The organism is Kribbella sp. NBC_00359 (genome assembly GCF_036097425.1).
GTDB lineage: Bacteria > Actinomycetota > Actinomycetes > Propionibacteriales > Kribbellaceae > Kribbella.
Window position 1 is genome coordinate 1,872,579 of sequence record NZ_CP107975.1, and the last position, 24,685, is coordinate 1,897,263.

Annotated in this window: 22 protein-coding genes and 5 tRNA genes; 15 read left to right on the forward strand and 12 right to left on the reverse strand. The window is 68.4% G+C overall.

What is annotated here, in order from left to right; translation table 11 throughout:
• Positions 1–74 precede the first annotated feature (74 nt).
• Positions 75–482 (reverse strand): helix-turn-helix domain-containing protein, encoded by a 408-nt coding sequence (locus OG876_RS09110; RefSeq protein WP_328524352.1) that lies wholly within the window; start codon positions 480–482, stop codon positions 75–77.
• Positions 483–1,347: 865 nt separating this feature from the next.
• On the opposite strand from OG876_RS09110, the gene OG876_RS09115 reads away from it, so the two are divergent.
• The 7 genes from OG876_RS09115 (at position 1,348) to OG876_RS09145 (ending at position 3,807) form a co-directional block, all read left to right on the forward strand.
• Positions 1,348–1,423, forward strand: a tRNA-Pro gene (locus tag OG876_RS09115).
• A gap of 91 nt (positions 1,424–1,514) precedes the next feature.
• A tRNA-Arg gene (locus tag OG876_RS09120) sits at positions 1,515–1,588 on the forward strand.
• Positions 1,589–1,590: 2 nt separating this feature from the next.
• Positions 1,591–1,664, forward strand: a tRNA-His gene (locus OG876_RS09125).
• 86 nt (positions 1,665–1,750) lie between these two features.
• Positions 1,751–1,824: transfer RNA gene (locus OG876_RS09130), tRNA-Leu, on the forward strand.
• Between the two features lie 72 nt (positions 1,825–1,896).
• Positions 1,897–2,343 carry an HNH endonuclease gene (locus OG876_RS09135; RefSeq protein ID WP_328524353.1) on the forward strand — a complete coding sequence of 149 codons (447 nt, stop codon included), beginning with the start codon at positions 1,897–1,899 and terminating at the stop codon, positions 2,341–2,343.
• A gap of 138 nt (positions 2,344–2,481) precedes the next feature.
• Positions 2,482–3,678 carry an RtcB family protein gene (locus tag OG876_RS09140; RefSeq protein ID WP_442914113.1) on the forward strand — a complete coding sequence of 399 codons (1,197 nt, stop codon included), beginning with the start codon at positions 2,482–2,484 and terminating at the stop codon, positions 3,676–3,678.
• Between the two features lie 40 nt (positions 3,679–3,718).
• Positions 3,719–3,807 (forward strand) — tRNA-Ser (locus OG876_RS09145).
• 77 nt (positions 3,808–3,884) lie between these two features.
• On the opposite strand, the gene OG876_RS09150 is transcribed toward OG876_RS09145, so the two are convergent.
• Complete coding sequence (locus tag OG876_RS09150) at positions 3,885–4,730, reverse strand: hypothetical protein (protein WP_328524354.1); 846 nt, start codon at positions 4,728–4,730, stop codon at positions 3,885–3,887.
• Positions 4,731–4,924: 194 nt separating this feature from the next.
• Between OG876_RS09150 and OG876_RS09155 the strand changes: the two genes are divergently transcribed.
• The 4 genes from OG876_RS09155 (at position 4,925) to OG876_RS09170 (ending at position 8,515) form a co-directional block, all read left to right on the forward strand.
• A complete protein-coding gene (locus OG876_RS09155; protein ID WP_328524355.1) occupies positions 4,925–6,877 on the forward strand; it encodes a heparinase II/III domain-containing protein in 1,953 nt (650 codons plus the stop codon).
• Between the two features lie 116 nt (positions 6,878–6,993).
• Positions 6,994–7,824, forward strand: coding sequence for an alpha/beta fold hydrolase (locus tag OG876_RS09160; RefSeq protein WP_328524356.1), 831 nt, complete (start codon positions 6,994–6,996; stop codon positions 7,822–7,824).
• 140 nt (positions 7,825–7,964) lie between these two features.
• Complete coding sequence (locus tag OG876_RS09165; protein ID WP_328524357.1) at positions 7,965–8,261, forward strand: methyltransferase family protein; 297 nt, start codon at positions 7,965–7,967, stop codon at positions 8,259–8,261.
• A 113-nt stretch (positions 8,262–8,374) separates the two neighbouring features.
• Complete coding sequence (locus tag OG876_RS09170) at positions 8,375–8,515, forward strand: hypothetical protein (protein WP_328524358.1); 141 nt, start codon at positions 8,375–8,377, stop codon at positions 8,513–8,515.
• 113 nt (positions 8,516–8,628) lie between these two features.
• On the opposite strand, the gene OG876_RS09175 is transcribed toward OG876_RS09170, so the two are convergent.
• The 8 genes from OG876_RS09175 to OG876_RS09210 are packed head-to-tail and all read right to left on the reverse strand — an operon-like array spanning position 8,629 to position 20,491.
• Positions 8,629–9,966 (reverse strand): alpha-L-fucosidase, encoded by a 1,338-nt coding sequence (locus OG876_RS09175; RefSeq protein WP_328524359.1) that lies wholly within the window; start codon positions 9,964–9,966, stop codon positions 8,629–8,631.
• The gene (locus tag OG876_RS09180) at positions 9,966–11,339 is read right to left on the reverse strand and encodes an FAD-binding oxidoreductase (protein ID WP_328524360.1); all 1,374 of its coding nucleotides are present in this window, start codon (positions 11,337–11,339) and stop codon (positions 9,966–9,968) included. Before OG876_RS09180 ends, OG876_RS09175 begins: the two co-directional genes overlap by 1 nt.
• Positions 11,336–12,202 (reverse strand): U32 family peptidase, encoded by an 867-nt coding sequence (locus OG876_RS09185; RefSeq protein ID WP_328524361.1) that lies wholly within the window; start codon positions 12,200–12,202, stop codon positions 11,336–11,338. The genes OG876_RS09180 and OG876_RS09185 overlap by 4 nt, the downstream gene beginning before the upstream one ends.
• Complete coding sequence (locus OG876_RS09190) at positions 12,199–13,554, reverse strand: DUF2088 domain-containing protein (RefSeq protein WP_328524362.1); 1,356 nt, start codon at positions 13,552–13,554, stop codon at positions 12,199–12,201. Before OG876_RS09190 ends, OG876_RS09185 begins: the two co-directional genes overlap by 4 nt.
• Complete coding sequence (locus OG876_RS09195) at positions 13,554–15,413, reverse strand: IlvD/Edd family dehydratase (protein ID WP_328524363.1); 1,860 nt, start codon at positions 15,411–15,413, stop codon at positions 13,554–13,556. The genes OG876_RS09190 and OG876_RS09195 overlap by 1 nt, the downstream gene beginning before the upstream one ends.
• On the reverse strand, positions 15,410–16,861 hold the full coding sequence (locus OG876_RS09200; RefSeq protein ID WP_328524364.1) for an aldehyde dehydrogenase (NADP(+)): 1,452 nt from the start codon (positions 16,859–16,861) through the stop codon (positions 15,410–15,412). Before OG876_RS09200 ends, OG876_RS09195 begins: the two co-directional genes overlap by 4 nt.
• Complete coding sequence (locus OG876_RS09205) at positions 16,858–17,748, reverse strand: fumarylacetoacetate hydrolase family protein (protein WP_328524365.1); 891 nt, start codon at positions 17,746–17,748, stop codon at positions 16,858–16,860. The genes OG876_RS09200 and OG876_RS09205 overlap by 4 nt, the downstream gene beginning before the upstream one ends.
• A gap of 28 nt (positions 17,749–17,776) precedes the next feature.
• Positions 17,777–20,491 carry a UxaA family hydrolase gene (locus tag OG876_RS09210; protein ID WP_328524366.1) on the reverse strand — a complete coding sequence of 905 codons (2,715 nt, stop codon included), beginning with the start codon at positions 20,489–20,491 and terminating at the stop codon, positions 17,777–17,779.
• 48 nt (positions 20,492–20,539) lie between these two features.
• On the opposite strand from OG876_RS09210, the gene OG876_RS09215 reads away from it, so the two are divergent.
• From OG876_RS09215 to OG876_RS09225, 3 genes are read left to right on the forward strand one after another with little or no spacing between them, the layout of a single operon-like run.
• Entirely contained in the window at positions 20,540–21,310 is a 771-nt protein-coding gene (locus OG876_RS09215) for a GntR family transcriptional regulator (RefSeq protein ID WP_328524367.1), read from the forward strand.
• A complete protein-coding gene (locus OG876_RS09220; protein ID WP_328524368.1) occupies positions 21,307–21,720 on the forward strand; it encodes a hypothetical protein in 414 nt (137 codons plus the stop codon). The genes OG876_RS09215 and OG876_RS09220 overlap by 4 nt, the downstream gene beginning before the upstream one ends.
• A 15-nt stretch (positions 21,721–21,735) precedes the next feature.
• Complete coding sequence (locus OG876_RS09225) at positions 21,736–22,401, forward strand: hypothetical protein (protein WP_328524369.1); 666 nt, start codon at positions 21,736–21,738, stop codon at positions 22,399–22,401.
• A 22-nt stretch (positions 22,402–22,423) separates the two neighbouring features.
• Here the strand turns inward: OG876_RS09225 and OG876_RS09230 are convergent, their stop codons facing one another.
• Complete coding sequence (locus tag OG876_RS09230) at positions 22,424–22,768, reverse strand: VOC family protein (protein WP_328524370.1); 345 nt, start codon at positions 22,766–22,768, stop codon at positions 22,424–22,426.
• Between the two features lie 17 nt (positions 22,769–22,785).
• On the opposite strand from OG876_RS09230, the gene OG876_RS09235 reads away from it, so the two are divergent.
• A complete protein-coding gene (locus tag OG876_RS09235) occupies positions 22,786–23,166 on the forward strand; it encodes a VOC family protein (protein WP_328524371.1) in 381 nt (126 codons plus the stop codon).
• On the opposite strand, the gene OG876_RS09240 is transcribed toward OG876_RS09235, so the two are convergent.
• Positions 23,163–24,359, reverse strand: coding sequence for a Gfo/Idh/MocA family protein (locus OG876_RS09240; protein ID WP_328524372.1), 1,197 nt, complete (start codon positions 24,357–24,359; stop codon positions 23,163–23,165). The two genes, OG876_RS09235 and OG876_RS09240, sit on opposite strands and share 4 nt — an antisense overlap.
• Between the last annotated feature and the right edge of the window lie 326 nt (positions 24,360–24,685).

The window sequence follows — 24,685 nt, forward strand, 5'->3', positions numbered from 1 at the left end:
CGTCGTCCTTGCGCCCTCAAGGCCCGCAATTTTCCCAGATACGCGACCTCGGCTCGCAGCCGCTCGTTCTCTTCCTACAACCGCTCCAGTTCGCCCACCTCGCCTGGCACCGCGGCGGGTTTCGGGCGCCGGCCCGCCGGTTTCGGCCGCAATCCTGCCTCGCCCTCATAGCGGTACTTCCGCGCCCACGTCTCGATCAGCTTCGGCGAGGACAAGTCGAACTCACGGGCCAGATCCAGCTTGGTCTCACCAGCCAGGAACCGTCGCACCACATCCAGCTTGAACTCGAACGAGAACGAGCGCTTCGTCGGCTTGGTCACCAACGCTCCACCTCCACGCACCCGCCACCGGTCATACAGCCGGTGGACAGCATTTGCGCTCACCCGCAACCGCTTCGCGACCGCACCCCACGCCCACTCGGACTCGAACAACACTATCGCCGCGGCACGCTGCCGCTCCGACAACGAACTATCCACACGCACGAAACCGCTCCCCGGAAGCCGGAACTGAGAAAATCAGTCCAACTTCCGGGGAGCAGTTCAAGGCGGGGTGAGGCGCAGAACCTGAGGGGCCGCGAGGGCCGGGGTGAGGCGCAGAACCTGAGAGGCCCGGGGGCCGGGATGAGGCGCGGAACCTGAGGGGGCCCGAGAGCGGCGGGTGAGGCGCAGAACCTGAGGCCGGCGGGAGGTCCGAGTGGGCGCGGACTCGAGGGCCCGGGCGTCGGGGTGGGTGGGGAACCTGTGGGGGGCGGCGTACGTCGGAGGGGTGGTTAATAGGGTCGGGAAGAATTGGTGTGGGAAATGCGTTGACTTGGTTGTGTGGGATGGGTGAGACTAATTCCCGCAACGACTACGACATCTAGGAGACATCGTGTACGGCACGCGGAACCCGAGGAAGGCATGGCGGCCTGGCCCCATGGTTTTGTCGGCATGCCTGCGATCCGTCTGCGAAGACGCCTTCTACCACCAGCTCGACAGCGAGCTGAGCCCGCGTGCGGGCGGCCCACCTGGGTGATCTCCGAGCGGGAGATTCTCCCAGGAGCCGTCTGAGCCGGGTGTCCGGCAGCAGGCGGCTCCTTTTTCTTTGCCGTTTCACCCCACGTCGGTGCGCAATGGTCGCGGACCGGATTCCAAACCCGTGTCACGAGGGTTCGATTCCTTCCACCGATGCTTTCCGGTATTCACGAATACCGGTACGAACAATTGACAACTGGACATTCATCGCATTTTCTCCCGGGCCGCGGACGGTCCGGGAGACCTTCCCTGCGGCGCCGCCCGTGCGCCGGGGAAGACGCCCGGGCGCGACCCGGGCAACCGTCCCCGGGGCCGCAACGCCCTGGGGACGTCACCAGCTGTCGGCCAGCGGCTAGGCCACCTCATTTGGGATGAGGACGTCGGGGGTTCGAGTCCCTCCAGCTGGACCAGGCGCCCGCAGGATGCTTGCTACCGGCCGAGCGGGCGCCACAGACGTGCCCTGCGACGGAAATCCGCACCACATCCAGCGCAGGGCACCCGACGCCCGTGGCTCAATCGGAGAGAGCGCCTGCCTACGAAGCAGGAGGGTGCAGGTTCGAGTCCTGCCGGGCGTGCTGTGTCCGAAGCGGAAGTGGGCGATGCGCCGGGATGTGGACCCGGAGGAAGCGGGTTCGAGCCCCGCCGGACACCCTCACCACGACGATCCACTCAGTACGACGATCGCTCCGTACGACGGCCGGCCGGGCGGTCGCCGTACGTCACAAAACGCAGTACCCGCGGCTCTGGCCCAACCGGGAGAGGCGCCTGGCTTAGGACCAGGAGGTTCAGGGTTCGAATCCCTGGGGCCGCACCGACTGACCGACACCGAGATCACCGACCTGACGGCGCGCGGTCGGGCACACTGGAGGGGAGGAGGAACCACATGAGCGGTGTGATCGTGCTGAACGCCTCGTACGAGCAGCTCCATGTCGTGTCGATCCCGCACGCCATCCGGATGCTCGTCCGGGAGGTCGCCGTCGTCGAGGAAGCGCACGACGGCGCCAGCATCGGACCGTTCCCTCTTCCTCGAGTGCTGCGCCTGGTCCGGTACGTGGTGACGAAGTGGCGGTACGCGTCGGGACGGCTGCAGTACACGCGAGTCGGCGTACTGAAGCGGGACAAGTACATCTGCGCGTACTGCGGCAAGCCGGGCGCGACCACCATGGACCACGTGGTCCCGCGCTCACGTGGCGGACGCGGCGAGTGGCTGAACGCCGTCGCCGCGCACGCAGCGTGCAATGAGAAGAAGGGCTCGCGTACGCCGGAGGAGGCCGGGATGCCGCTGTTGTGGCAGCCATGGATCCCTTCCCGTGCCGAGTTAGCGCTCTGACGCGACACCCATCCGGCGTCGCGGCGGAGTGCGATGCCAGGTGGGCGACGGTGACCCACCCTCGGTTCTGACCCGAGGCCCCGCAGGTTCGACCCCTGCCCTGGCAGCTGTACGCCGTACTGCGAGGAGAGTGGGGAGATGAACGTCGAGTTTCCGGTGGAGTTGAGTGGGGCCAAGAGCTCTACGCTCATGTGGGCGGTCGAGCACGAGGTCGGGGCGCAGGCGCTGCAGCAGCTGCGGAACATCGCGGCACTGCCGTGGGTGCATGGGGTCCGGGTGATGCCGGACGTGCACCTCGGCAAGGGCGCGACCGTGGGGTCCGTGATCGCGATGAAGCAGGCGGTGTCGCCGGCCGCGGTCGGGGTCGACATCGGGTGCGGGATGGAAGGCGTCCTGACCTCGCTGACGGCCGCGGACCTGCCGGACGACCTGGCGGCGATCCGGTCGCGGATCGAGGCCGCCGTACCGGTCGGTTTCCGGGCGCACGTAGACCCGGTCGGGGTCCGCCGGCTCGGGCTCGACCCGCGGCCGTGGGATCGGCTGTGGGGTGGGTTCACCAGCCTGCACGACGGGGTGCAGGACCGGGAGCGGAAGGCCAAGCAGCAGATGGGTTCTCTTGGTGGTGGCAACCACTTCATCGAGGTCTGCCTCGACGACGAGGACCGGGTCTGGCTGATGCTGCACTCGGGCAGCCGCAACATCGGCAAGGAACTCGCCGAGCGGCACATGCGGATCGCCCGGGACCTGCCGCACAACGCGGAGCTGCCGGATCGCAATCTGGCGGTGTTCCTGTCCGGTACGCCGCAGATGGACGCGTACCGGCGGGATCTCACGTGGGCGCAGGAGTACGCATCGCGGAACCGCGCGGTGATGCTGGCGCTGGTGATGCAGGCGGTGCGGGAGTCGTTCCCGCAGGGGGTGCGGTTCGAGCAGCCGATCTCGTGCCACCACAACTACGTGGCCGAGGAGCACATCGACGGGCTCGACCTGCTGGTCACCCGCAAGGGCGCGATCCGGGCCGGGCTCGGGGACCTCGGCCTGATCCCGGGGTCGATGGGCACCGGGTCGTACGTCGTCCGTGGGCTCGGCTCGGCGCGGTCCTTCTACTCGGCCTCACACGGGGCAGGCCGGCGGATGAGCCGTAACGAGGCGAAGCGCCGGTACACGGTCGACGACCTGGTTGCGCAGACCGCGGGCGTCGAGTCCCGCAAGGACGCCGGGGTGATCGACGAGATCCCCGCGGCCTACAAGGACATCGAGTCCGTCATCGCCGCCCAGTCCGATCTGGTCGAGGTCGTCGCCCACCTCAAGCAGCTCATCTGTGTCAAGGGCTGACGAAGGTCCTGCCGTGATCAGGGGACACGGCAGGACCACTGGTGAGGTCCGCCTGAAGGCAGGGGCAGCGGTTTGCTAAACCGTCGGTCGGGATCACCCGGCCCGCGAGTTCGAATCTCGCTCTCACCGCTGGGGACGGCCGGGTCGAACTGGCCGTCCCTGCAGGTCCCGTTGGTCTAGTGGCAGGACGTCCGGTGCGGCAGAGACTAGCGACCGGGTGGCTCGTTGACGCCGGCGTCCTGCACTTTCCGCCTCTGGGGTACCAAGAGTTCGATGCGGGTGACCTCGTCCCGCATGAAGGGCAGGTCGGCGACGACCTCCAGGTACCAGTGCTGCGAGTTGTACTTCGCCTCCCAGCACGGGGCGGGGTCCGCAGGGCCAGCGATCTCGAAGGGCGAAGAGATCGATTCGCCCGGCCGCAGATCAGCTTCGCCGGTCAGCGTCACGACGGCCTCGACGTCGCGCTCGACGATGCCGTCCTGCTCGTGGCGCTCGCTGACCAGTTGAACACGCAGGCCCCGCGTGATCCCTTCGACGGTCGGGTTCGCGGTCACGGTGCCGGCCAGAATGCCACCGGGCCGAAGCTCTCGTGTCGTGAGCTCGACGGTCATCGGTATCTCGGTCGAAGACTCCGTCGGAGTCTTCATGCGATGTGCCAGCACACCGTGGGCGGCTTGGACGACCAGGGGCACATCCTCCCAGGTGTCGAGGCCCCGACGACGGTCCACGGTGGCCCAGACCTCCCACTCGACGGTGTCTTCGACGCTCGGGGGTGCGTCCTTGGGGAGGCGCAAGCGGAAGACCCGCTGCCCGGGTTCCGGGGGACCGGCGAACAGTGGGACCGTCTGGACCATCACCGCCTCAGTGGACGTGCTGTCCCCGTCGCTGTCGCGCTGAGAGTAGGTGTTCAGATAGGAGAGCCCGACCAGGCCACCTTGAACCTTGGCGTCGATCTCCCCGACGTCAACGCGGCAAATGATCTCCTCGCCGGCGGTGACCGTCGACGGCTCGACGGTCAGCTGGACCGGAGTCTTCCGGCCGAACGGCACCATAAATCGACATTACGCCGCACAGCCGGCCCCCGCGAGACCTTCCGAGTGCTGCCGGCCTTACCGAGAGGTAGGGCGTGGGCACGCTCCGAGGTTGTCGATGCTGCCCGCAACTTTTCCTGCCGACTGACCATCGTGGCGGGTGACGGGGTTGTCACCGCCGCCTGGGGGCCGCGGATTAGTGGTGGGGAACATAAATGGTTCGATGGATTCTGGTGCTTGGGCTGCTGGTCGCGAGCGCGGCTGGTACTGGCGGGACAGCCGCCGCGGGACCGGCGGCGGCAGGGCCGGGGATCGCGGTCGCGGCGGATCTGCCGGAGCCTCCGGGGGCGCAGTTCGTGCCGGGGGCAACAAATGTGATCGCGGCGACCGCCGCACCGGCGAAGGACATCACGACGCGGCGCGACGCCAAGACGACCGCCGGGGTGGCAACTGCCGGCACGTATACGTGCCCCGGGTTCAGCACCGTCGACGATGCGACGCCGTTGTCATCCGTTATGCAGGACGTCTATTCCTGGGGCGGGTTCAAGCCGTACAAGGTCGGCAACGGCAGCGGCAACATCAACTGGAAACTCAACCCCTACAACAATCCCAGCTGGTACATGTGGTTCCACTCACTGCGTTGGCTGGGGCAAGGAATCACCGCGGCCGGCCAGGGTGACACGAACGCCCTGGCGCATGTGACGACGATCGTGCACGACTGGGTGCTCGACAATCCGTACTCCTGGAAGGCGGACGTCGGCGCCTGGGAGTCGACGATGCACCGCACCAACGTGCTCATCTGCACCCGGCAAGCGGTCCTGGCCGGCTTGAACGTCACCACACTCCCGGCGCAGTATGCCTGGCTCGACAGCGCCCTGCTCGACCACGCCACGTTCCTGGTCAACAACTGGAGCGGTGCGTGGAATCACGGCACCGACGAGAGCATCGCTCTGTTCGGCGTCGGCTGCACACTCGATCGCGCGGACTACAAGACGCTCGCCCAGAACCGTCTCGCTGCCGCCATCACCACCTCGATCGACGCGCAAGGTTCGACCAACGAGCAGTCGACCGCATACGCGCAGTTCAACTACTCCCTCTGGGGCCGTGCGGTCGACGTACTACGGGCGTGCGGCGCCGACCCCGGTACGACGATCACCACGCGACGCGCCCTGATGGCGGACTGGCTTGCCCTGGCGACGAACTCACTGGGCAATCTCCACCAGATCGGCGACTCCGAGGTCGTGCGTACGGCGCCCATCGCCGGGACACCACTCGAGTACGCCGGATCCCAGGGCGCATCCGGGATCGCACCGACCCAGCGCGTGGGGGTGTACTCCGCGGGCTACGTGTTCGGCCGCTCCGGATGGGGCACGAACGCTACGTTCGCGGACCAGTCGTCGTACAGCATCAGGTACGGGCCGGCGCGACAGTTGCACGGGCACAGCGACCACACGTCGCTCACGTACACCGCTCGCGGCCGCGACATCGTGATCGACGGCGGCCACGCCGGCTACCAGAACGACGTCTGGCGGACGTGGGCGAAGAGTCCGTTCGCGCAGAGCTCGATGACGACGCCGCTGTCGGCCGACCTGCTTCCGGCCACCAAGCTGACGCGGTACGCGCTGAACCCGACGTCTGACTTCTACGAGTTCTCAGACGTCCCCGGGACCGGGATCAGCCGCGTCCGGGCCACGCTCGTGCTCAGGAACCCGGATCTGGTCGTCACGCTCGACCGCGCGTCGGCCAAGAAGGCACAGCAGTTCCAGACGCTGTGGCACCTGCCTTCGGACCAGAAGGCGACGGTGTACTCGCGGACGACCGCACTGGCGATGCGGCCGGGCGAGAACACCCGGACGATCCTGTTCCAGGTGCCGTACCGGCAGCCGCTGCCGCCCGGGGCGATTCTGCTCAAGCAGGCACAGACCAACCCGATCCAGGGCTGGACCTATCCGAACATCACCACGCGGCTGGCGGCGCCCACGCTGATGTTCGCGCGGTCCGGGACGACGGCGTCGATCCTGTCGTTCATCGCCCCGGTGCCGGCGACCGGTGCAGTCACGTACCGCACCCGCTGGTCGGGTACGACCTACGTCGTCGACCTGACCGTGGCCGGCGTACAGACCTCGATCGGCATCACCGCCGGCGGCTCCCTGGTCCGCCTGGCCTGAACTGTCGGCACCCCCTGAATACGTGGTTTCTCGCAGCCCGAGGTGTCCTCGGGCTGCGAGGTTCTTCCGAAGCGAAGGACCGCGGCTGGTGCCTAGGGTCAGGGGTGAGGTGAGCAATGGAGCACAAGGCGCGGGCGCGGCTGCTGCGGGGCCTCGCCGTCGAGGAGCGGCGGATCGAGGTCAACGGCATCGGTACGACAGTGCTCGAGGGTGGGGACGGTCCGCCCTTGCTTCTGCTGCACGGGGGAATCGAGTGCGGGGGAATCTACTGGGCACCAGTGATCTCCCGCCTCGCGCAGGACCACCGGCTCATCGTCCCTGACGCACCTGGCCTTGGGGAGTCCGAGCCGGACCGGGAGGGCTTCACCGGCTGGATGAGCGCGCTGCTGCGGCTGACGTGCGAGGAGCCTCCGACTCTGGTCGCGCATTCGTTGCTCGGCACCCTGGCCTTGCGGTTTGCGGCCGACCACGGCGAGCGGCTGCGACGATTGGTGATCTATGCGGCTCCCGGTGTCGGGCCGTACCGGATGCCGATCGGGCTCCGCGCCGTGGCGATCAGGTTCGCGTTGCGTCCGTCCGAGGCCAACATGGTGCGCTTCGAGCGCTGGGCGTTCGCCGACCTCGATCGGGTACGACGCCTGGACCCGGACTGGCTCGACGCGTTCACCGCCTATACGCGGAGCCGAGCACTCGTGCCGCACGTCAAGCGCACGATGCGCCAGCTGGTAGCCACCGGCACCAAACAGGTCCGCGAGCGCATCGACGTGCCGACGACACTGCTCTGGGGTGCGCAGGATCGGTTCGTACCGCTGGACCTCGCCACAACGGCAAGCAAACGACTCGGCTGGCCTCTAAGGGTGATCGACGACGCCGGACACGTCCCCCACATAGAACAGCCGGACGCCTTCGTCCACGCGCTCGAGGAAGCCACACGAACACAGAGCTGACCGCCGTACTGCGGAACTTCCCGATCCCCGAGGCCAACCTGGCCGGGATCGCGGCCGGGTTCGCGCTGGAGCAGGTACGACCGTGGCGGTTTCACGCGGTACGACGATCTGCCGGCTGGCCGATCGTCGCCGCGGGAAGCATGCTCATCGCGCGATCGTTGAAAGCAGCGAGGAGCACAGAGCTGAGCCGGCCGCAGAGACTCGTGACCAGCGGTCCGTACGCCACGACGCGCAATCCCATGTACGTCGGTTGGGCCTTGCTCCACCTCGGGATCGGGGTGGCCGCCAGGTCCGGGTGGACTCTGGCGACCTTGCCGTTGGTCGCCGCCGCCGTGCATCGCGACGTTCTGCGTGAGGAACGACGGCTCACCGAGACGTTCGGGGATGAGTACGAGCAGTACTGCGCGACCGTCGGTCGCTACCTCCCCAAGCGATGAGCAGGAGCGCCACCGTGGCCTCCTGCGTCAACCAATGTGACAAGAGAGGAGGACCGGCCATGGCCGACCTCAGGAATCGAAAGCGAGTGCCCGGCGGTAGGACCGGTGCTCCAGTGAAGCAGGGTCACGCGTTGCGCCGGGTGCGGCTTGCCTGTGGGCATGTGCAGCGTGATCGGATCGCCCGCGCGGGCGATCACGTCTGGTGTGAAGCCGACTGCTCCGACTGGACCCGCGTCGTCTCGGTCGAGGAGTAACACCGCGAAAGGTACGCCGCATCAGGTGGCGGCGTACCTGACCCTCTGGTGACGGATGCACGCTCGGCCCTCCGAAGGCCGGGTCCCTGGTTCGACTCCAGGCAGGGGGACTGTCAGATGGTCGGGTCGTAGTGAAGGGACAACGCTGCGGTCGCTTCGGCCCGCGATGACAGGATGCGCAGGCGTACGGCGCTCACCGACACCGGCTCGTCGAGTGGGATCAGTCGCCGGTGGCCGATCGTTGTACCGGCGGCGATCTGCGTCCACTCGCCGTCGAGCAACGCATCGACGGCGAAGGACTCGACCTGTTGGCCGTGTGAGATGTCCTCGCGCAGGTCGATCACGTTCACCGTTCCCGGCAACGACACATCGGTCTCGTAGTACTCGCGGACCGCGGCGCCGAACTCGGCCAGCCGGGCAACGTCCGGTGGGGCGAAGAGCCCGCGGCGGTCGGGCGGGATGTTGAGAAGCAGTACGGCGTTGCGGCCAACCGATTTGCGATAGATGTCCAGGAGCTCCGGCAACGACTTCACGGCCGAGTCCTCAGCAGCGTGGTAGAACCACCCCGGCCGGATCGAGACGTCGACCTCGGCCGGATACCACCGCAGCTCGTCAGCCTTCCGCAGTAACGAAGGGCCGGCCACGTCGGACGCGGTCTGCTCGGCGACCATCTGCCGACCGGCGAACGGTACGACGCTCCACTCGGTCTCACGGGCGAAGCCGTCCTCGTTACCGACCCAGCGCACGTCCGGTCCGCCGACCGCGATGGTCGCGTCGGGCGCGAGCCGCCGGACCAGATCGAACCACGCCTCGTACGCGTAGGCCTGCGCAGTGCTCGTCGGGTTGGCGCCGTCCAGCCAGACCTCCGCGATCGGCCCGTACTGCGTCAGCAGTTCGTACAACTGGTTGAGGTAGAACCGGTTGTAGTCATCGACGTCGTACCGGAACCGTGGCAGCGACTCGTCGACGACCAGCGAAGGGATCTCCGACGACACCACCGGGCTGCCGTTGCCGTAGTACCCGCCGTTGGCCTTCTCCTGGTACAGATCGGCCGGAGACAAGTAGAAGCCCAGCCCGAGCCCGTGCTCCTGACACGCCGAGGCCAACGAGGCCACGACGTCACCGCGATACGGGCTCGCGGCAACAGTATGTGGAAGGTAGCGGCTCGGCCACAGGCAGAAGCCGTCGTGGTGCTTCGCCGTCAGGATCACACTCTTGAAGCCTGCCGACACCAACGTCCGCACCCACTGCGAGCAGTCGAGCGCCGAGGGGTCGAAGACGGCCGGATCATCGACACCGGTCCCCCACTCCAGATCGGTGAACGTGTTCGGCCCGAAGTGCACGAACGCGGTCAGCTCCTGTCGCTGCCACGCGACCTGCCGCGGCGACGGCCGCACCGAAGACGCCTTGCGACGCAGGTCATCCAGGGATGAGCCAACGTCGACCCGCATCAGACGAGGACCTTGCCGGGATTGAGCAGGTTGTCCGGATCGAAGGCCTGCTTGATCCGCCGGTGCAGTTCCAGACTCACCGGACCGAGCTCGGTCTCCAGCCAGCGCGCCTTCAACGTGCCGATGCCGTGCTCGCCAGTGATCGTCCCACCCAGCGCCAGCCCGAGCTCCATCACCGCACCGAAGGCCTCCAGCGCCCGCGCCTCGGCCGCCGGGTCGTCGCGGTCGAAGACGACGGTCGGGTGCATGTTGCCGTCACCCACATGCCCAGGGCAACAAATCAGTACGTCGTACTTCGTGCCGATCTCCGCGATCCCGCGCAGCAACGCGACCAGCTTCGACCGCGGTACGGCGACGTCGTCGATCAACGTCACCCCGAGCGGCTCGAGCGCGGAGTTCACCAGCCGGCGCGCCTCGAGCAGCATCCGCGACTCCTCGGCGTCGGATGCCTCGGCGACCTCGACCGCGCCATGCGCCGAACAGATCGCCGCGATCCGGGCAACGTCCTCGGCCGCACGAGGGCCACGGTCCGACTGCGCGATCAACAACGATCCGACGTCCGCGGGCAACCCCATGTCGCGGTAGTCCTGAATGGCACGCGCGGTCGGACCATCGATGAACTCGAGCAGGGAGGGACGCAGGCCGGACGCCATCACCGCAGCCGCGGCGGCGATCCCGTCCTCGATGGACAGGAAGGTGGCAGCCGCGGTCAACGCAGCCTCCGGCGCAGGACGCAGCGCGAGTGTCGCCTCGGTGACGACTCCCAACGTGCCCTCGGATCCGACGATCAACCGCGTCAGGTCGTAGCCAGCGACGCCCTTCGCCGACCGCCGGCCGGTGCGGACGACCTCACCCGACGCCAGCACCACCTCCAACCCGCGCACGAAATCTGCCGTCACGCCGTACTTCACACAACACAGCCCACCGGCGTTGGTCGCGATGTTTCCACCCACCGTGGACATTTCCCACGACGACGGATCCGGCGGGTAGAACAGGTCCTGCGCCAGGACGGCCCGGGAGAGATCGGCGTTCACGACACCTGGCTGGACGACCGCCACTTGATCCTCGACCGAGATCTCCAGGATCTGGTTCATTCGCGCGGTGGACAGCAACAAACATCCGTCGATCGCGTTCGCCGCTCCGGACAGCCCGGTCCGGGCTCCCTGGGTCACCACCGGAACACCGAACGACCCAGCCGCCCGCAGAACCTCGACCACCTCAGCGGTCGACGAGGGACGCGCCAGCACGCGCGGCACCCCGGCCGTACAGAAGGTCGCGTGATCGTTGCGATGACTGTCCAGTACGTCGGGATCGTCGACGACCGCCGCGTCACCGAGCGCCGAGCGGAGCCGAGCTACCAGCGGATCATTCATCCCTCATCCTGTTCGGCCAGCAGCCGCAGGATCAACTCCGCCCGGCGGACCCGCTCGCGCCCGAGGGCTTCCGCCGTACCGGAAAGGTGCGCACCGACCGGGTAGATGTTCGGCGCGTTGCGCAGACCCATCTTCAGATACACCGGCGCCGCGACCCGGACGATCTCCGGTACGTCGTAGAACCGGACATGTCCGCCCTGGTCGTCCGGCACCTCGATGTACATGTCGATCGGCACGGTCGTCACGGACCGGATCTCTGCCAGCACCGGCACGGGCAGGTCCGTCGACACGTTGAGGCTCGTCGCACCCAGCCGCTCGTACAGCCGCGCAGTCGGTGCGTTCGGCAACGGCATCAGCACCGACGTCTTCAGCACCAGATCGGCCGGCAGCTCGCCTTCCACCTTCAACGCACCCAGGATCTCCAGGACGCCGATGTCTCCCACCAGCAGACTCCGGACGCCGAGCTCCACCGCGCGGTAGGCGTCACACAGCGACGCGGCAACCATCTCGTTGCCTCGCGCTACACCACCGACCGCGGCCGACACCTTGGCCTGGCCACCGATGTCCCACGCACCACGCGGCCCGAGGAACAGGCAGACCTCGACCCCGGCCGAAGCGCCGAGCGATAGCATCTCCTCGATCTCGGCATCGGTCAGCATCATCACACCACTGCCCTGTGACACCCGGTCGATCGTGATCCCGCGGGTCTTCGCCTCCTCCAGCACCGCGGTCATCACCCGCGGCCCTTCACAGGAAGGGATCTCCACCTTGTACGGCGATCCGTCCGGAAACGTCCGCGTGGACACCTCCCCCGGGCGGAAACCACGATCGGCCAGCAGGGCGCGCGCTTCGCGAAGGTTCATCTGTCACTCCAGGGTCGAAGCCGGCCGGCCGACGTCAGGTCCCGCGCCGTACCGGTGATCTCCAGGTCGAAACGCTCGGCCGACTCGGTCAGCAGGGCCGGCGTCACCATCAACTCGTTCGGGGAAAGGGTGTCCTTGATCCGGGCCAGCCGGAGCTCCGACCAGTCCCGCCGGCCGCACATCGTCACCGCGGCGAGTACGGCGGCCTCGTCGTCCTCCATCACCATCGGCATCCGGGACCGCCGCGCACCGCCCGCACCGGAGGTCAGCGCGTTCACGTAACTCACCTGCAGGTCGATCTGCTCCAGCATCCGGGCCGGGATGACGTCGGCCAGACCGAGACCGGACGCGTTCCCGTGCGACGCCGGCGACAGTGAGTGGACGGTGATCGCGGCGATCGACGGCGAGTCGAACTCCGGGATCCCGTGCACCCAGCACCGGCCGATCACGTTCGTGTCCATCCCGGCGCCGGACTTGTCCTTGCCCATCTCGTCCACGACCAGCACGTCCAGCTCGTCGAACGGCAATCGCCCGAGCAGGCTGCCGGCCCTTTGCAGCAACGCGTTCTCGGCCGGGCCGGCAATGCCGTCGGGCTCGACGAACTCCACCGCCGCGGTTCGTTCCAGGGCGTTCTCCAGGATCGCCAGCCCACCCAGGATCTTGCCCTGCGCAACGACCATCCGGGCCGCGGCCTCGATCGCGCCGCCCAGCGACGGGATTCCGCCGGCGTGCAGGGCGGCAGCACCCTTGTGGTTGCCGAGCCCGATGGCGAGGACCTTCGCCACGCCACTCTCGATCGGACCACGGAAGTCGGTGTGCGGCTTGACGCGGTTGACCAGGAGGACGCCGTCCGCCTTCGCGGCCAGCGCGTCGTGGTGCACCGGCGTACCGTCGGGAAGGGTGCCGATGACAACGGTCTCCATCGTCGCCTCGACCGGGCAACCGACCGACTCGGAGGTAATCCCGAGACCGGCGAGCATCTCGAGCTGACCGTCCGCGGTCGCACCGCCGTGCGAGCCCATCGCCGGTACGACGAACGGCGCAGCACCGACCGCGGTCAGCCAGTCCACCGCCGCCTTCACCACCGGCACGAGATCGTGGATCCCCCGGCTGCCCGCGGTCACCGCGATCCGGGCGCCGGGCAGGATCCGCTCCCGCAGCGGATTCAGGGCCGCCTGCGCGGCGGCGTACGGGTCCGGCGAGGTCGGCAGATCCGAGATCAGCCGCCGGATCGGTGTGACCTGCGGGAGCACCCCGGCCGGCCGCAAACCGCGGATGGCCTCGAAAGGACCCAGAGAACGCCTCGCTTCGCTCGGCGGTTGGGGGGAGAGCGGCGGCTGTGCGGATGTCATCAGTGACTCTGTCTCGCTACGGCGGAGCCGGTGCGGCCGATCAGGAAGTCGAGGTCGCAGCCTTGGTTCGCCTGCGTGACGTGGTCGACGTACAGGCGGGCCCAGCCGCGATCCGTCGGTGGCACCGGCGGCTGCCAGTCGGCACGTCGCTTCTCCAACTCCTCTTCGGACACATCCAGATGCAACCGCCGAGCCGGTACGTCGAGCTCGATCCAGTCACCCGTCCGCACCAGCGCCAACGGCCCACCGACAGCCGCTTCCGGCGTGACATGCAGTACGACGGTGCCGTACGCCGTACCGCTCATCCGCGCGTCCGAGATCCGCACCATGTCGTCGACACCGATCTCGGCGAGCTTGCGCGGGATCGTCATGTTCCCGACCTCCGGCATGCCCGGGTAGCCGCGCGGACCGGAGTTCTGCAGCACGAGCACCGTGTCCTCGTCGACGTCGAGCTCCGGATCGTCGACCGCCTTGTCGTACTCCTCGATGCTGCTGAACACCAGTGCCTTGCCGCGGTGCTGCAGCAGTCGCTCGGACGCCGCCGACTGCTTGATCACGGCACCGTCCGGCGCCAGATTCCCCTTCAGCACGGCGGTCCCCGCACCGCTGCCCAGTGGGTTGCCGACCGGCCGGATGACGGCGGTTGCCGGCTGACCCTCCTGACCACTCCAGTCGGTCCGCTCCGCGGTGGCGACGTTCTCGCCCATGGTCTTGCCGGTCACGGTGATCGCGTCGGCCTTGAGCAGCGGCAGGATCTCCTTCATCACGGCGGGCAGGCCACCGGCGTAGTAGAAGTCCTCCATCAGGTACTTGCCCGACGGCTGCAGGTCGACGAGCCACGGCACCCCGCGGGCCCACTCGTCCATGTCGTCCAGTGTCAGGTCGACGCCGACCCGGCCGGCGATCGCAAGCAGGTGGATGACGGCGTTCGTCGAGCCGCCGATCGCCGCATTCGCCCGGACTGCGTTCGCGAACGCGTCGCGCGTCAGGATGTCGCTGGGCTTGAGATCCTCCTCGACCATCTTCACGATCCGCTGACCGGCCTGCTGGGCGATCGAGTAGCGGCGCGAGTCGACGGCCGGGATCGCCGCGGACCCGGTCAGTTGGAGCCCGAGCGCCTCGGCCATGCAGGCCATCGTGGACGCCGTGCCCATCGTCATGCAGTGGCCGTTGCTGCGGGACATGCCGGACTCGGCCGCCGCGTAGTCCGCCTCCGACATCCGGCCGGCGTTGCGGTCCTGCGTGAACCGCCAGACCGCCGTACCGGAACCGATGTCGCAGCCGCGGAATTTACCGTTCAACATGGGACCGCCGGTGACGACCAGGGTGGGGAGGTCGACGCTGGCGGCGCCCATGATCGAGCCCGGCGTGGTCTTGTCGCAGCCGGTCAGCAGGATGGCGCCGTCGATCGGGTTGCCGCGCAGCGACTCTTCGACGTCCATGCTGAGCAGGTTGCGGAACAGCATCGCGGTCGGCCGGAGCATCGTCTCGCCGAGCGACATCACCGGGAACTCCAGCGGGAAACCACCAGCCTGCCAGACACCGCGCTTGACCGAGTCCGCGAGCCGGCGCAGATGCGCGTTGCAGGGCGTGAGCTCGGACCAGGTGTTGCAGATGCCGATCACCGGGCGGCCGTCGAACACCTCCTCGGAGAAGCCCTGCGCCCGCATCCAGGACCGGTGGATGAACCCGTTGCGGTCCTTCTCACCGAACCAGTGATCAAAACTCCGCCGCCCGATCGGCGCATCGGGCCGCCCCGGTTCACCGGTCGTCCCGGTCTTCTCGGAAGTCGGCTCTCCGGCAACATCCGCCGGAAGCTCGACGTCACCCGGGTCATTGGTCGGGGGAAGATCGCTCATCGAGACACCTCACCTGTGGTTACGGTCCCGTTCAGCCGGCGGGTGATGCCGGCCGGGTTCGAGTCCTTCAGTACGTCGGGCAGCACGGCGTCGGGGGCGTCTTGGTACGCGACCGGCCGCTGGAATCGGCGGGCGGCGGTCACCCCGACGCTGGTGTGGATCGAGCCGACGGTCGCCGGGTACGGACCGCCGTGGTGCTGCGCCCACGACACCGCGACCCCGGTCGGCCAGCCGTTCCAGAGCACGCGGCCGGCGCGGGCCGTCAGCAACGGCAGCAGCTCACGCGCCAACTCGGCGTCCGCGTCCTCAGCGTGGAGCGTCGCGGTGAGGTTCCCCTCGAAGGCCTCGACAGCCGCCTTCAACTCCTCCACCCCGTCGTACTCCACGACGATCGAGACGGGGCCGAAACACTCTTCCAGGATCTCGTCCCGCCGAGCCAGCAACTCCGCGACCGTGGTCTGCAGCAGAGTCGCACCACCCGAGGCCCAGACGCGGATGCCGTCGACCTTCTGCAGGCGGTCGAGCCCGGAGCTGAATCCGTCCTGGATCCGGTCGTTCAGCATCGGCGCCTCGGCTACCCCGCCGGTCGCCTCGGTCAGCTGCTCCTGGAGCCCATGACCGCCCGGGAGGAACAGCAATCCGGGCTTCGTGCAGAACTGACCGACGCCGAGTGTGAACGAACCGACGTACCCCGTCGCGATGTCCTTGCCCCGGGCATCGATCGCCGCCTGGGTGACGAACACCGGGTTCAGGCTGCCGAGCTCACCGTAGAACGGGACCGGCTCCGGCCGGGTGACCGCGATCTCGTGCAGCGCCTTCCCAGCCGGCACCGAGCCGGTGAACCCGGCCGCGGTGATCCGCGGGTCCTTCAGCGCGGTGACGCCGACGTCGAAGCCCTGGATCAGCCCAAGCGAACCATCCGGCGCACCAGCGGTCCGCAGTGCCTCGGCCATCACCTCGGCGGTGCGCGCGGACAGCTCAGGATGACCCGGGTGCCCCTTCACGATCACTGGACAGCCGGCCGCTAGCGCGGAAGCCGTGTCACCGCCGCACACGCTGAACGCGAACGGGAAGTTGCTGGCGGCAAACACCAGCACCGGCCCGAGCGGCACCAGCACCCGCCGCAGGTCCGGACGCGGCACCGGCTTCGCCTGGGCGTCTGCGGTGTCGATGATGACCTCGAGCAGCGAACCCTCCTCAAGGACGTCGGCGAACATCCGCAGCTGACCTGTGCTCCGGGCGACCTCGCCCCGCAGCCGTGCCTCGGGCAGCGAAGACTCCCGCATCGCGATCGGCACCAGCTCGTCCGCGGCCGCGTCGAGCGCGTCGGCGGCAGCGCGGATCCACCCGGCCCGGACCGCGGGCTCGGCCGCACCCAGCGCCGGCGCGGCCGCTGTCGCGGCGACCAGCGCCTGCTCCAACTCGGCGGGGGTGGTGTCCTTGGTCATCGCTTCTCCTCCAAGTTGTCGGTCGCCAGGAACGTAAACGGTTCCCGGCCGACGGCCACCGTATTCGTCAGCGTGCCGACCTCGGCGATCGTGATCGTGATGACGTCGCCCTCGGCCAGCGCGAAGTCCAGCTCGGGCACGATCCCGGTGCCGGTCGCCAGGATCACGCCGTCCGGGAAGTCGTTCGGCAGGAACAGCACGTCGATCAGGTCCTGCAGCTCACGCACCAGCTTCGCGGTCGACGTCGTCTCCGCGAACACCTCGTCGCCCGCTCGCTCGATCACGACGCCGATCTCGAGGTCCTTCGGGTTCGCGACCTCCCACGCCGGGCGGATCCCGGTCGCCAGCGCGCAGCCGCCGGCGAACAGCTTGGCCTGCGGGACGTACAGCGGGTTCACGCCCTCGATCGACCGCGAGCTCATGTCGTTGCAGACCGTGAACCCGACGATCTCACCGTGGCTGTTCGCGACGACCGCGAGCTCCGGCTCGGGTACGTCGTGACCCGAGTCGACCCGGATCCCGACCGGCTCGCCGTCGGTCACCACCCGCCAGGCCGGTGCCTTCTGGAACAGCTCGGGCCGGTCGGCCGTGTAGACCTTGTCGTACACGGACTGCTCGGTGCTCTCCTCCATCCGAGCGCCACGAGACCGCTCGTAGGTGACTCCGGAGCACCACACCTCGCCCCGCCCGTCCAGCGGGGGCAGGAACTTCACGCCGTCGACCGGGACCGCCTCCCCGACCTTGGCGACCGCCGTCTGCAACTCGTCCAGTCGGAGTCGCAGCAGCTCCGCGACGCTGTTGACGCCTTCGAGCGGAGCCACGGTGTCGCCGGTGCGTACGCCGACCACCGGCCGGCCGGCCGGGGACTGGTAACGGACCAAATGCATGGAGAGACCCTTCATTCAGAGTGCACAGTTACATCGAGGTGCCGAGCAAGCCACGGGTGATCTGGAAGCCAACGTTGCCGGAGGCAACTGCCTTGGGAACGAGCTGCCGGCTCGCCACCATCGCGATCGTGTCCAGGCCGATCCGGGCCTGGTCGGCCGCGTCACCGGTGGCGACCGCGTCGAGGTCGTCGCCGTACGTCGCGACCGTCTCCGGATCGTTGCTGATCTCGACGACCGGCACGAACCGCTGGGCGGACACGGTGCCGCCGGCAACGTGCGCGAGGATCTGCTGGACGCCACTCGCGCCGAAGCCGGTCGCGGTCTCCATCCAGTCGGTGCCGGGCATCCGCATCACGTGCCAGCCCGGCTGCGCCAGCCGCTGCCCGTGCGCGATCGTCGGACCCACTTCATCCGCCGAGCCGAAGGCAGCCGCGCGGAAGCCGGCATGCCCGAGCAAGGCACCGCGCGACGACAGTACGACGGAACCGCCGGAGCCCACGATCTCGCGGCCGATCAGGGCCAGCGCCTCCGCAGTCGTGTCCGTCAGCGGGCCGCGCGCCTCCAGGCCGACGGTGAGTGCGCCGAGGTTGCCGCGCTGCTCGACCGGCTTGTCCAGGTCGAAGCTGTCGAACCAGTCCTTCACCTTGTTGCCGACAGCATCGAGACCGCCGTCGGCCTGGATGCTGGCCCAGCCGAAGCGGGACGGGTCCTTGCCGGCCTCGACCAGACGCGAGCGGAAGTAGTCGTTATGGGTCTTCTCGCAGCCGTGCTCCAGGAGGAGAGCCATCCGCGTGTTCGGATGCAGGAGATAGCCGACCATGATGCGGGCGAACGTCTCCTCGGACGCGCCGCCGCTGCTGCCGCACCCCTCGGTGTGCGGGAGCGCGACCATCCGCGTGACCGCGTCACCGGCCCACTTCTCCACCTCCGCCTGGGCTGCGAGCCGCAGGGCGATCTGGCCGGAGCACAGGCTGGTCGGCAGGATCAGCCCGACGGCCTCGGGCACGAGACGGTCGTCGACCTGCAGCAGGCGTGCCGCCGTGCGTGCGTCGGAGCTGAGCCCGGCCAAGGGGAGGCCATCGAGGGGCGCGTCACGATCCTCGGCCGGGAGGTCGCCCAACTGGCGGCTCATCCGGCCGTCCGTGCTGATCGAGATGCCTTCGCGCGGACCGCTCTGCTTCCAGTTCCGCCAGATCGACACCTGGCTGTGGCCGGCCCGCTCCCCCGCGCTCGGTTCGCCGGACGCGACCCGGACGGTCAGGTCGAAGGTCTCCGCGGTCAGGTCGGTCATCGGCGTACCGGTCAGGTAGCGGCCCGCGTCCACGTCCATCTCGGCGTGCAGACGCTCGTACCGGGCGCTTGTCGTGACGAACTTGAGGGTCGGGACGAACGGGAAGTTGGTGATCGAGCCGTTCCCGGTGGTGAAGAAGATCAGGTTGCAGCCACTGCCGATCTGGCCGGCCACGGACTCGAGGTCGTTGCCGGGGCTGTCCATGAAGATGTAGCCGTTGCCGGGCAGCGGTTCGCCGTAGTCGATCACGTGGTCCAGCCGCACCTCGCGCGGCAGCTTGCGGGCGGCGCCGATCGACTTCAGCACGATGTTGTAGAGGCCGCGGTACACGTTGCCGCCGGACGGGTTGCCCTCGGCGGTGTGGCCGTGCCAGCCGACCCGTTCCTTGAACGAGCGGATCGTGGCGAGGAACCGCCGGGCGGTGGCGAGGTCGCGGACGTTCTTCAGGACGTACGGCTCCGCGCCGATCAGTTCGTCGGTCTCCGCGAGTACGGCGGTGCCGCCGTGCTTGATCACCTCCGCACCGACCAGACCGGCGAGCGGGTTGGCAGAGATGCCCGAGAACGCGTCGGATCCACCGCACTGCAAGGCGATCTTCAGATCCGCGAGCGGGACCTCGGTGCGCGTCTGATTGTCGACAATCGGCAGCCACGGCTCGACCAACGCACCGGCTTCGGTGAGGTCGTGCTCGAAGCCGGCCCGGCGGGTGAAGAACGCGTGCGGCACCTTGATCGCCGGGTAGTCGTGCTCGACCATGAAGTCCTTGATCGCCTGGCCGGAGACCACGTCGTCCTCGGTGTCGACGATCAGGACGGCGCCGACGTTCGGGTTCAGCGTGAAGCCGGCCAGGGTGGCGAGCAGGAAGTGCAGGTTGTTCGGGACCTCGTCCTCGCCGCCCTCGGTGTGCGCAACCGGTACAACGCCGTCGCCAGCGGCCGCGCCGTCGAAGCGCCGGGCGAGTTCGGTGACGAAGCCGCTGCTGCGGGAGCTGGTCGCCATCAGCACGACGTGGTTGCGGGTGCCGGCCGCGCCCTGCTCGCGGGGGTAGCCGAGGAAGGTGCCGGGTTGCTCGACGCTGGTCACCTGCCGGCCGAAGTTCAGCGCGGACTCGTCGAGCTCGTACGGGTCGAGCGGCTCGTTGGTGGCGGACGGCTCGGACGGAAGGCCCTCGACTCCGCGCGCCGTGACCGCGGCCAGGCTGGTCGGCGTACAGACGTAGTCGCCGGGGAGGAGATCGCGGGAGGCGCGGGCGAACGGCGTGTTCCAGGATGTGAGCGCCTCGCCGGGACCCACCGGGTCGATCACGAAGCGATGCCCTTCGAGCACGGTGTGTGGCAGCGTGACCGTGGTGCCCCCGAGCTCGATCTCGGTGCCGGCCTCGAGCCGGCGGGAGGCGATCGCGACGTTGTCCCCCGGCTCCGGCCGTACGCCGACCTCGTCGAACCTCACCATCGTTTCTGCCTTCCCGTAGCTATGCCGGGGCCAAATCGTGCATGATGCATGATTACCAGTGTCACCCTGCCGAACCCGACCGGCTGGGTCAAGGCCGCGACCAGGATCCGGAGAGAGCCGATGACGGAACCCACGCACCTCGTTGGGACTCCTCAGCCGCAGGACCGGCGGTTGCTCCGGCGGCAGATGCTGGTTGACGACGTGTACGAGGCGATCAAGACGATGCTGATGGACCACGTCATCCGGCCCGGCGCGCGGATCTCGATCGACGGGCTGGCGCGGGAGTTCCAGGTGTCGTCGACGCCGGTGCGGGAGGCGCTGGCGCGGCTGGAGTCGGAGGGGCTGGCGGTCAAGGAGCCGCTGAAGGGGTACCGCGCGACGCCGCTGCTCTCGCTCGCGGAGTTCGACGACCTGTACCGGTTCCGGCAGTTGCTGGAGCCGTGGGCGGCGCGCCGGGCGGCCGAGCTGATCGACGACGAGGGCCGCGCGCGGCTGAAGGCGGAACTGGCGAACGCGGTCGAGCCGACGTCGGTGGACTACGCCGGCTACAAGTCACTGACCGCGCACGACAACCGGTTCCACCTGCTGATCGCGGCGCTGTCGGGCAGCGAGCAGGTCCGGCTCGCCTTCGAGCGCACCCACTGCCACCTGCACATCTTCCGCCTGCACTACGACCGCGACATCGGCCCCGAGGTCCTGACCGAACACCGCACCCTGGTCGAGGCGATCACCTCCGGCGACCCCACAGCCGCCGAGTCCGCCATGACCCAACACATCAAGAACTCCATGTCCCACCGCCTCCGCCGAATCTACGAGTGACCCACCACCCCTTCCCCCTAGCCCACCTGGTCCCCCCAGCCCTACGCCCGTACCTCCTCGATTTCCACTGGGATGTCGCCGTACTCCATCGCCTCGACCTCCCCACGACCCAGGTCCCACTTGCCGATCTGGCGCCGCACCTCGACCTACCGTTCTGGCTGTACGACGGCCGCCCGTTCCAGGTCACGCCGCATCAGGTCGCGGCGGATCCGGCGCGGTATCACGAGCAGTACCAGCGGACGATGGCCGCGGACCTCGAGCACCCGCTGGACGTCGTACGGCGAACTGATGGGCGGCTCACGGTTCTGGATGGGGTCCATCGGCTGTTGCGGGCGGAGTTGGAAGGGCGGGTGATGGTGGCGGTCCGGATCCTGGCGTGGGAGGAGGTGGACGTGATCGCGGTTCGGTGAGGCGGGTTTGGGGGCGTGGGGTTCGGGCACCGCTTCGGGATGAAGGCGCCGGAACTGCCTGCCCCGCGTCCGGTTCTCTGGCCGCTGCGACCGCTCGAGTCGGCGGCGGTGTCGATGTCCTCGGACAACAACCGGACCATCGTCACGATCACCCACGCACCCCTCGAACAGGTCACGCCGGAGATGCTGGCCTGGTGGTACGGGCACATCTCCGGGACGATGCAGTACGCCGGAAAGACCTGGCCGCGGTATCTCGTCTGGCACCCGCTCGACCACATCTCGTACGAGCTGATGAGCCCCGGCGCCGTCGTCGGCCCCGGTTCGCGGCTGCGTCTCACCGAGGCGTTCGGGCGCGATCCCGGCAAGGTGATGGACCTTCACGTCACCGTCGAGACGGTCGACAGCCAGGCGGCGATCATGACCAAGCGCCTGCTCGGCAGCTCGATGGTCCGGCTGGAGAACGAGTTCGCGCCCACCAGCGGTGGCTCCCGGTACACGACCCGGCTGACCGTCGGCGACACCACTCCGCTCGCGACCTTGTTTCTCAACCGGATCGCCCACGACCGCGCGTTCCCCGCGCCGACGCTCGCCGCCTGGACCCGCCACCACGTCGAGGAGATCGGCAACCTGGAGAACTTCCTCCCCGACCTCTTCCGCTACCGCGCCGACCACGAGCCCTGAACAGCCGCGCCCGATCATGCGGTTACTCCACCGGGGCGCCGCCGTACGAGACCTCGTTGCCGTCCGGGTCGTAGTACGTGACATGCCGTACGCCGTTCTCGTACGTCTCCCGCACCGCCGGCTCGATCCCGCGCTCGGCGATCGCCCGAATCACACCCTCGAAGTCCTCGACGAACAAGGTGTGCTGAGCATGACCGGCATGCTCAGGCACCACCTCGATGTAGAGGAACTGGTGCTCGCCGACCTCCCAGACCGCCTCGATGTCGTTCGGCAGGAAGCTCGGCGGCGCTCCGAGCAACTTCTCGTACCAGGCGACCGCGGCCGCGTAGTCACTCACCGAGATCCCGGCGAACAGATCCAGAGCCATACGCGATCCTACAAAGCATGAAGGTGAATCGACTCGACCATCTGGTGCTCACCGTCGCTGATCTCGAGGCGACGACCCGCTTCTACCAGCAGGTGCTGGGGATGGAGGCGGTCACGTCCAAGGGTGGCCGGCGGGCGCTCGCGTTCGGGACGAGCAAGATCAACCTGCATCAGGTCGGGCACGAGTTCGAGCCGAAGGCGGCGCGTCCGGGGCCGGGGACCGCGGACTTGTGCTTCATCGTCGACGAGCCGATCGAGCAGGTGCGGGCCGAGCTGATCGCGCACGGCGTCGAGATCGAGGAAGGCCCGGTCGAGCGCACTGGCGCGACCGGGCCGATCCTCAGCGTCTACCTGCGTGACCCCGACGGAAATCTCGTCGAGCTCAGCAACTACCTCTAGGTGGGCGCGTCCCCGTGGTCGGGGATCTCGAGTTGTACGCCGCCCTGCAGAGCGGACTGGTGTGCGTAGATGCCGGGGAGGGTGTAGCGGGCGGCGACCCAGGCGTTGACCGGGGGAAGGGCCTTGTCTGCGACCGCGCGGACGAAATCGTCGGCGAGGAAGTGGTGGGAACCCTCATGGCCGTTGTGCATGCCGGCGAACTCGGCCGGGAGGCGGCTCCGGTCGTGCACCGGCGACAGCCCGGATCGGAACGCATCCCGTAGCGCCGGGTCGACGTTCGCCAGGTCGGCGTCGTCGAGGGAGCTGCTGGGCTTGGTCTCCATCAACTGGCTGACGTCCTCGACGCCCTCCTTGGTCTGCCACAGCGTGGTCGTCGCGAGCTGCTCGAAGCTGCCCTCGGTCCCGAACACCCGCAGCCGGGATTCACGAATGTGCGACGGGTAGCCGACGCGGCGCATCTCGTTCGTCCGCATCACGCCGCCGTCCGCGAGCTTGAACAGCGCGGTCGCGTTGCTGAAGTCGTTGTCGAACTGGCTGACGTCCTTGTCGAACACACCGTCGCCACGGTCGTCCTTCACCCCGATGCAGGACACATGCGTGGCGTGCTGCCCGGTCACCGAGAGAACGTTGCCCACGGCATGCGTCGGGTAGAGCATGGGCGGGAACGAAGCGGTCTTCTTCCACTCCTCGCCACCGCTGTACTGGTACGCGGCGTAGAAGCCGAGGTCCATGTCGTGGACGTAGTCGCCCTCGGAGTAGAAGACCCGGCCGAACTCGCCGGCTTCCAGCTTCTGCCGGCAGTACACCGACGACGGGTAGTAGTAGCTGGTCTCGCCCATCATGTACGTCAGGCCGGTCTCCTTGACCAGCTCGATGATGCGGGCGATCTGGTCCGCCTCGATCGCCATCGGGACGGTCGAGTACACGTGCTTGCCGGCCTCGAGCGCCCGGATCGCCATCTCGCCGTGCAACCACCGCTGCGTGAAGATCGCCACCGCGTCCACGTCGGACGCGAGCATCTCGTCGAACGACTGATAGGTGATCGAGATGCCCTGCTTGGCCGCCATCTCGGCGGTCCGTTCCGGCAGTACGTCGGTCAGCCGCACGTCGGACACGTCCGGGTGCGCAGACCACAGCCGCAGGAACGAGGGCGCGAACTGGCCGGCTCCGACCACACCAATGCTGATTCCCATGCGAGAAGGCAATCACACATTTATCTTCTACGGAAGAACAAATTCACACGTTGAAACATGTGTCAAACACCACTCCCACCCACCCACCAGATCCATACACGCAGCACCCCCCACGCCGCGGACCTGGCACACAAAGTCAACCAGACCCAGCCGCACAGCAGGCAAGCCCCACGGCGCGGGCGGCGCCGATGGCACGAGGCGGAGCCGGGGGCACGGCGGACCCGGGACGCGGCGGACCCGGGACGCGGCGGACCCGGAGCGCGGTGCCGGGGGGTGGGCGGCGGGGCCGGGCGCGGCGCCGGGGCTCGACTCGGCGCACTTTGTGC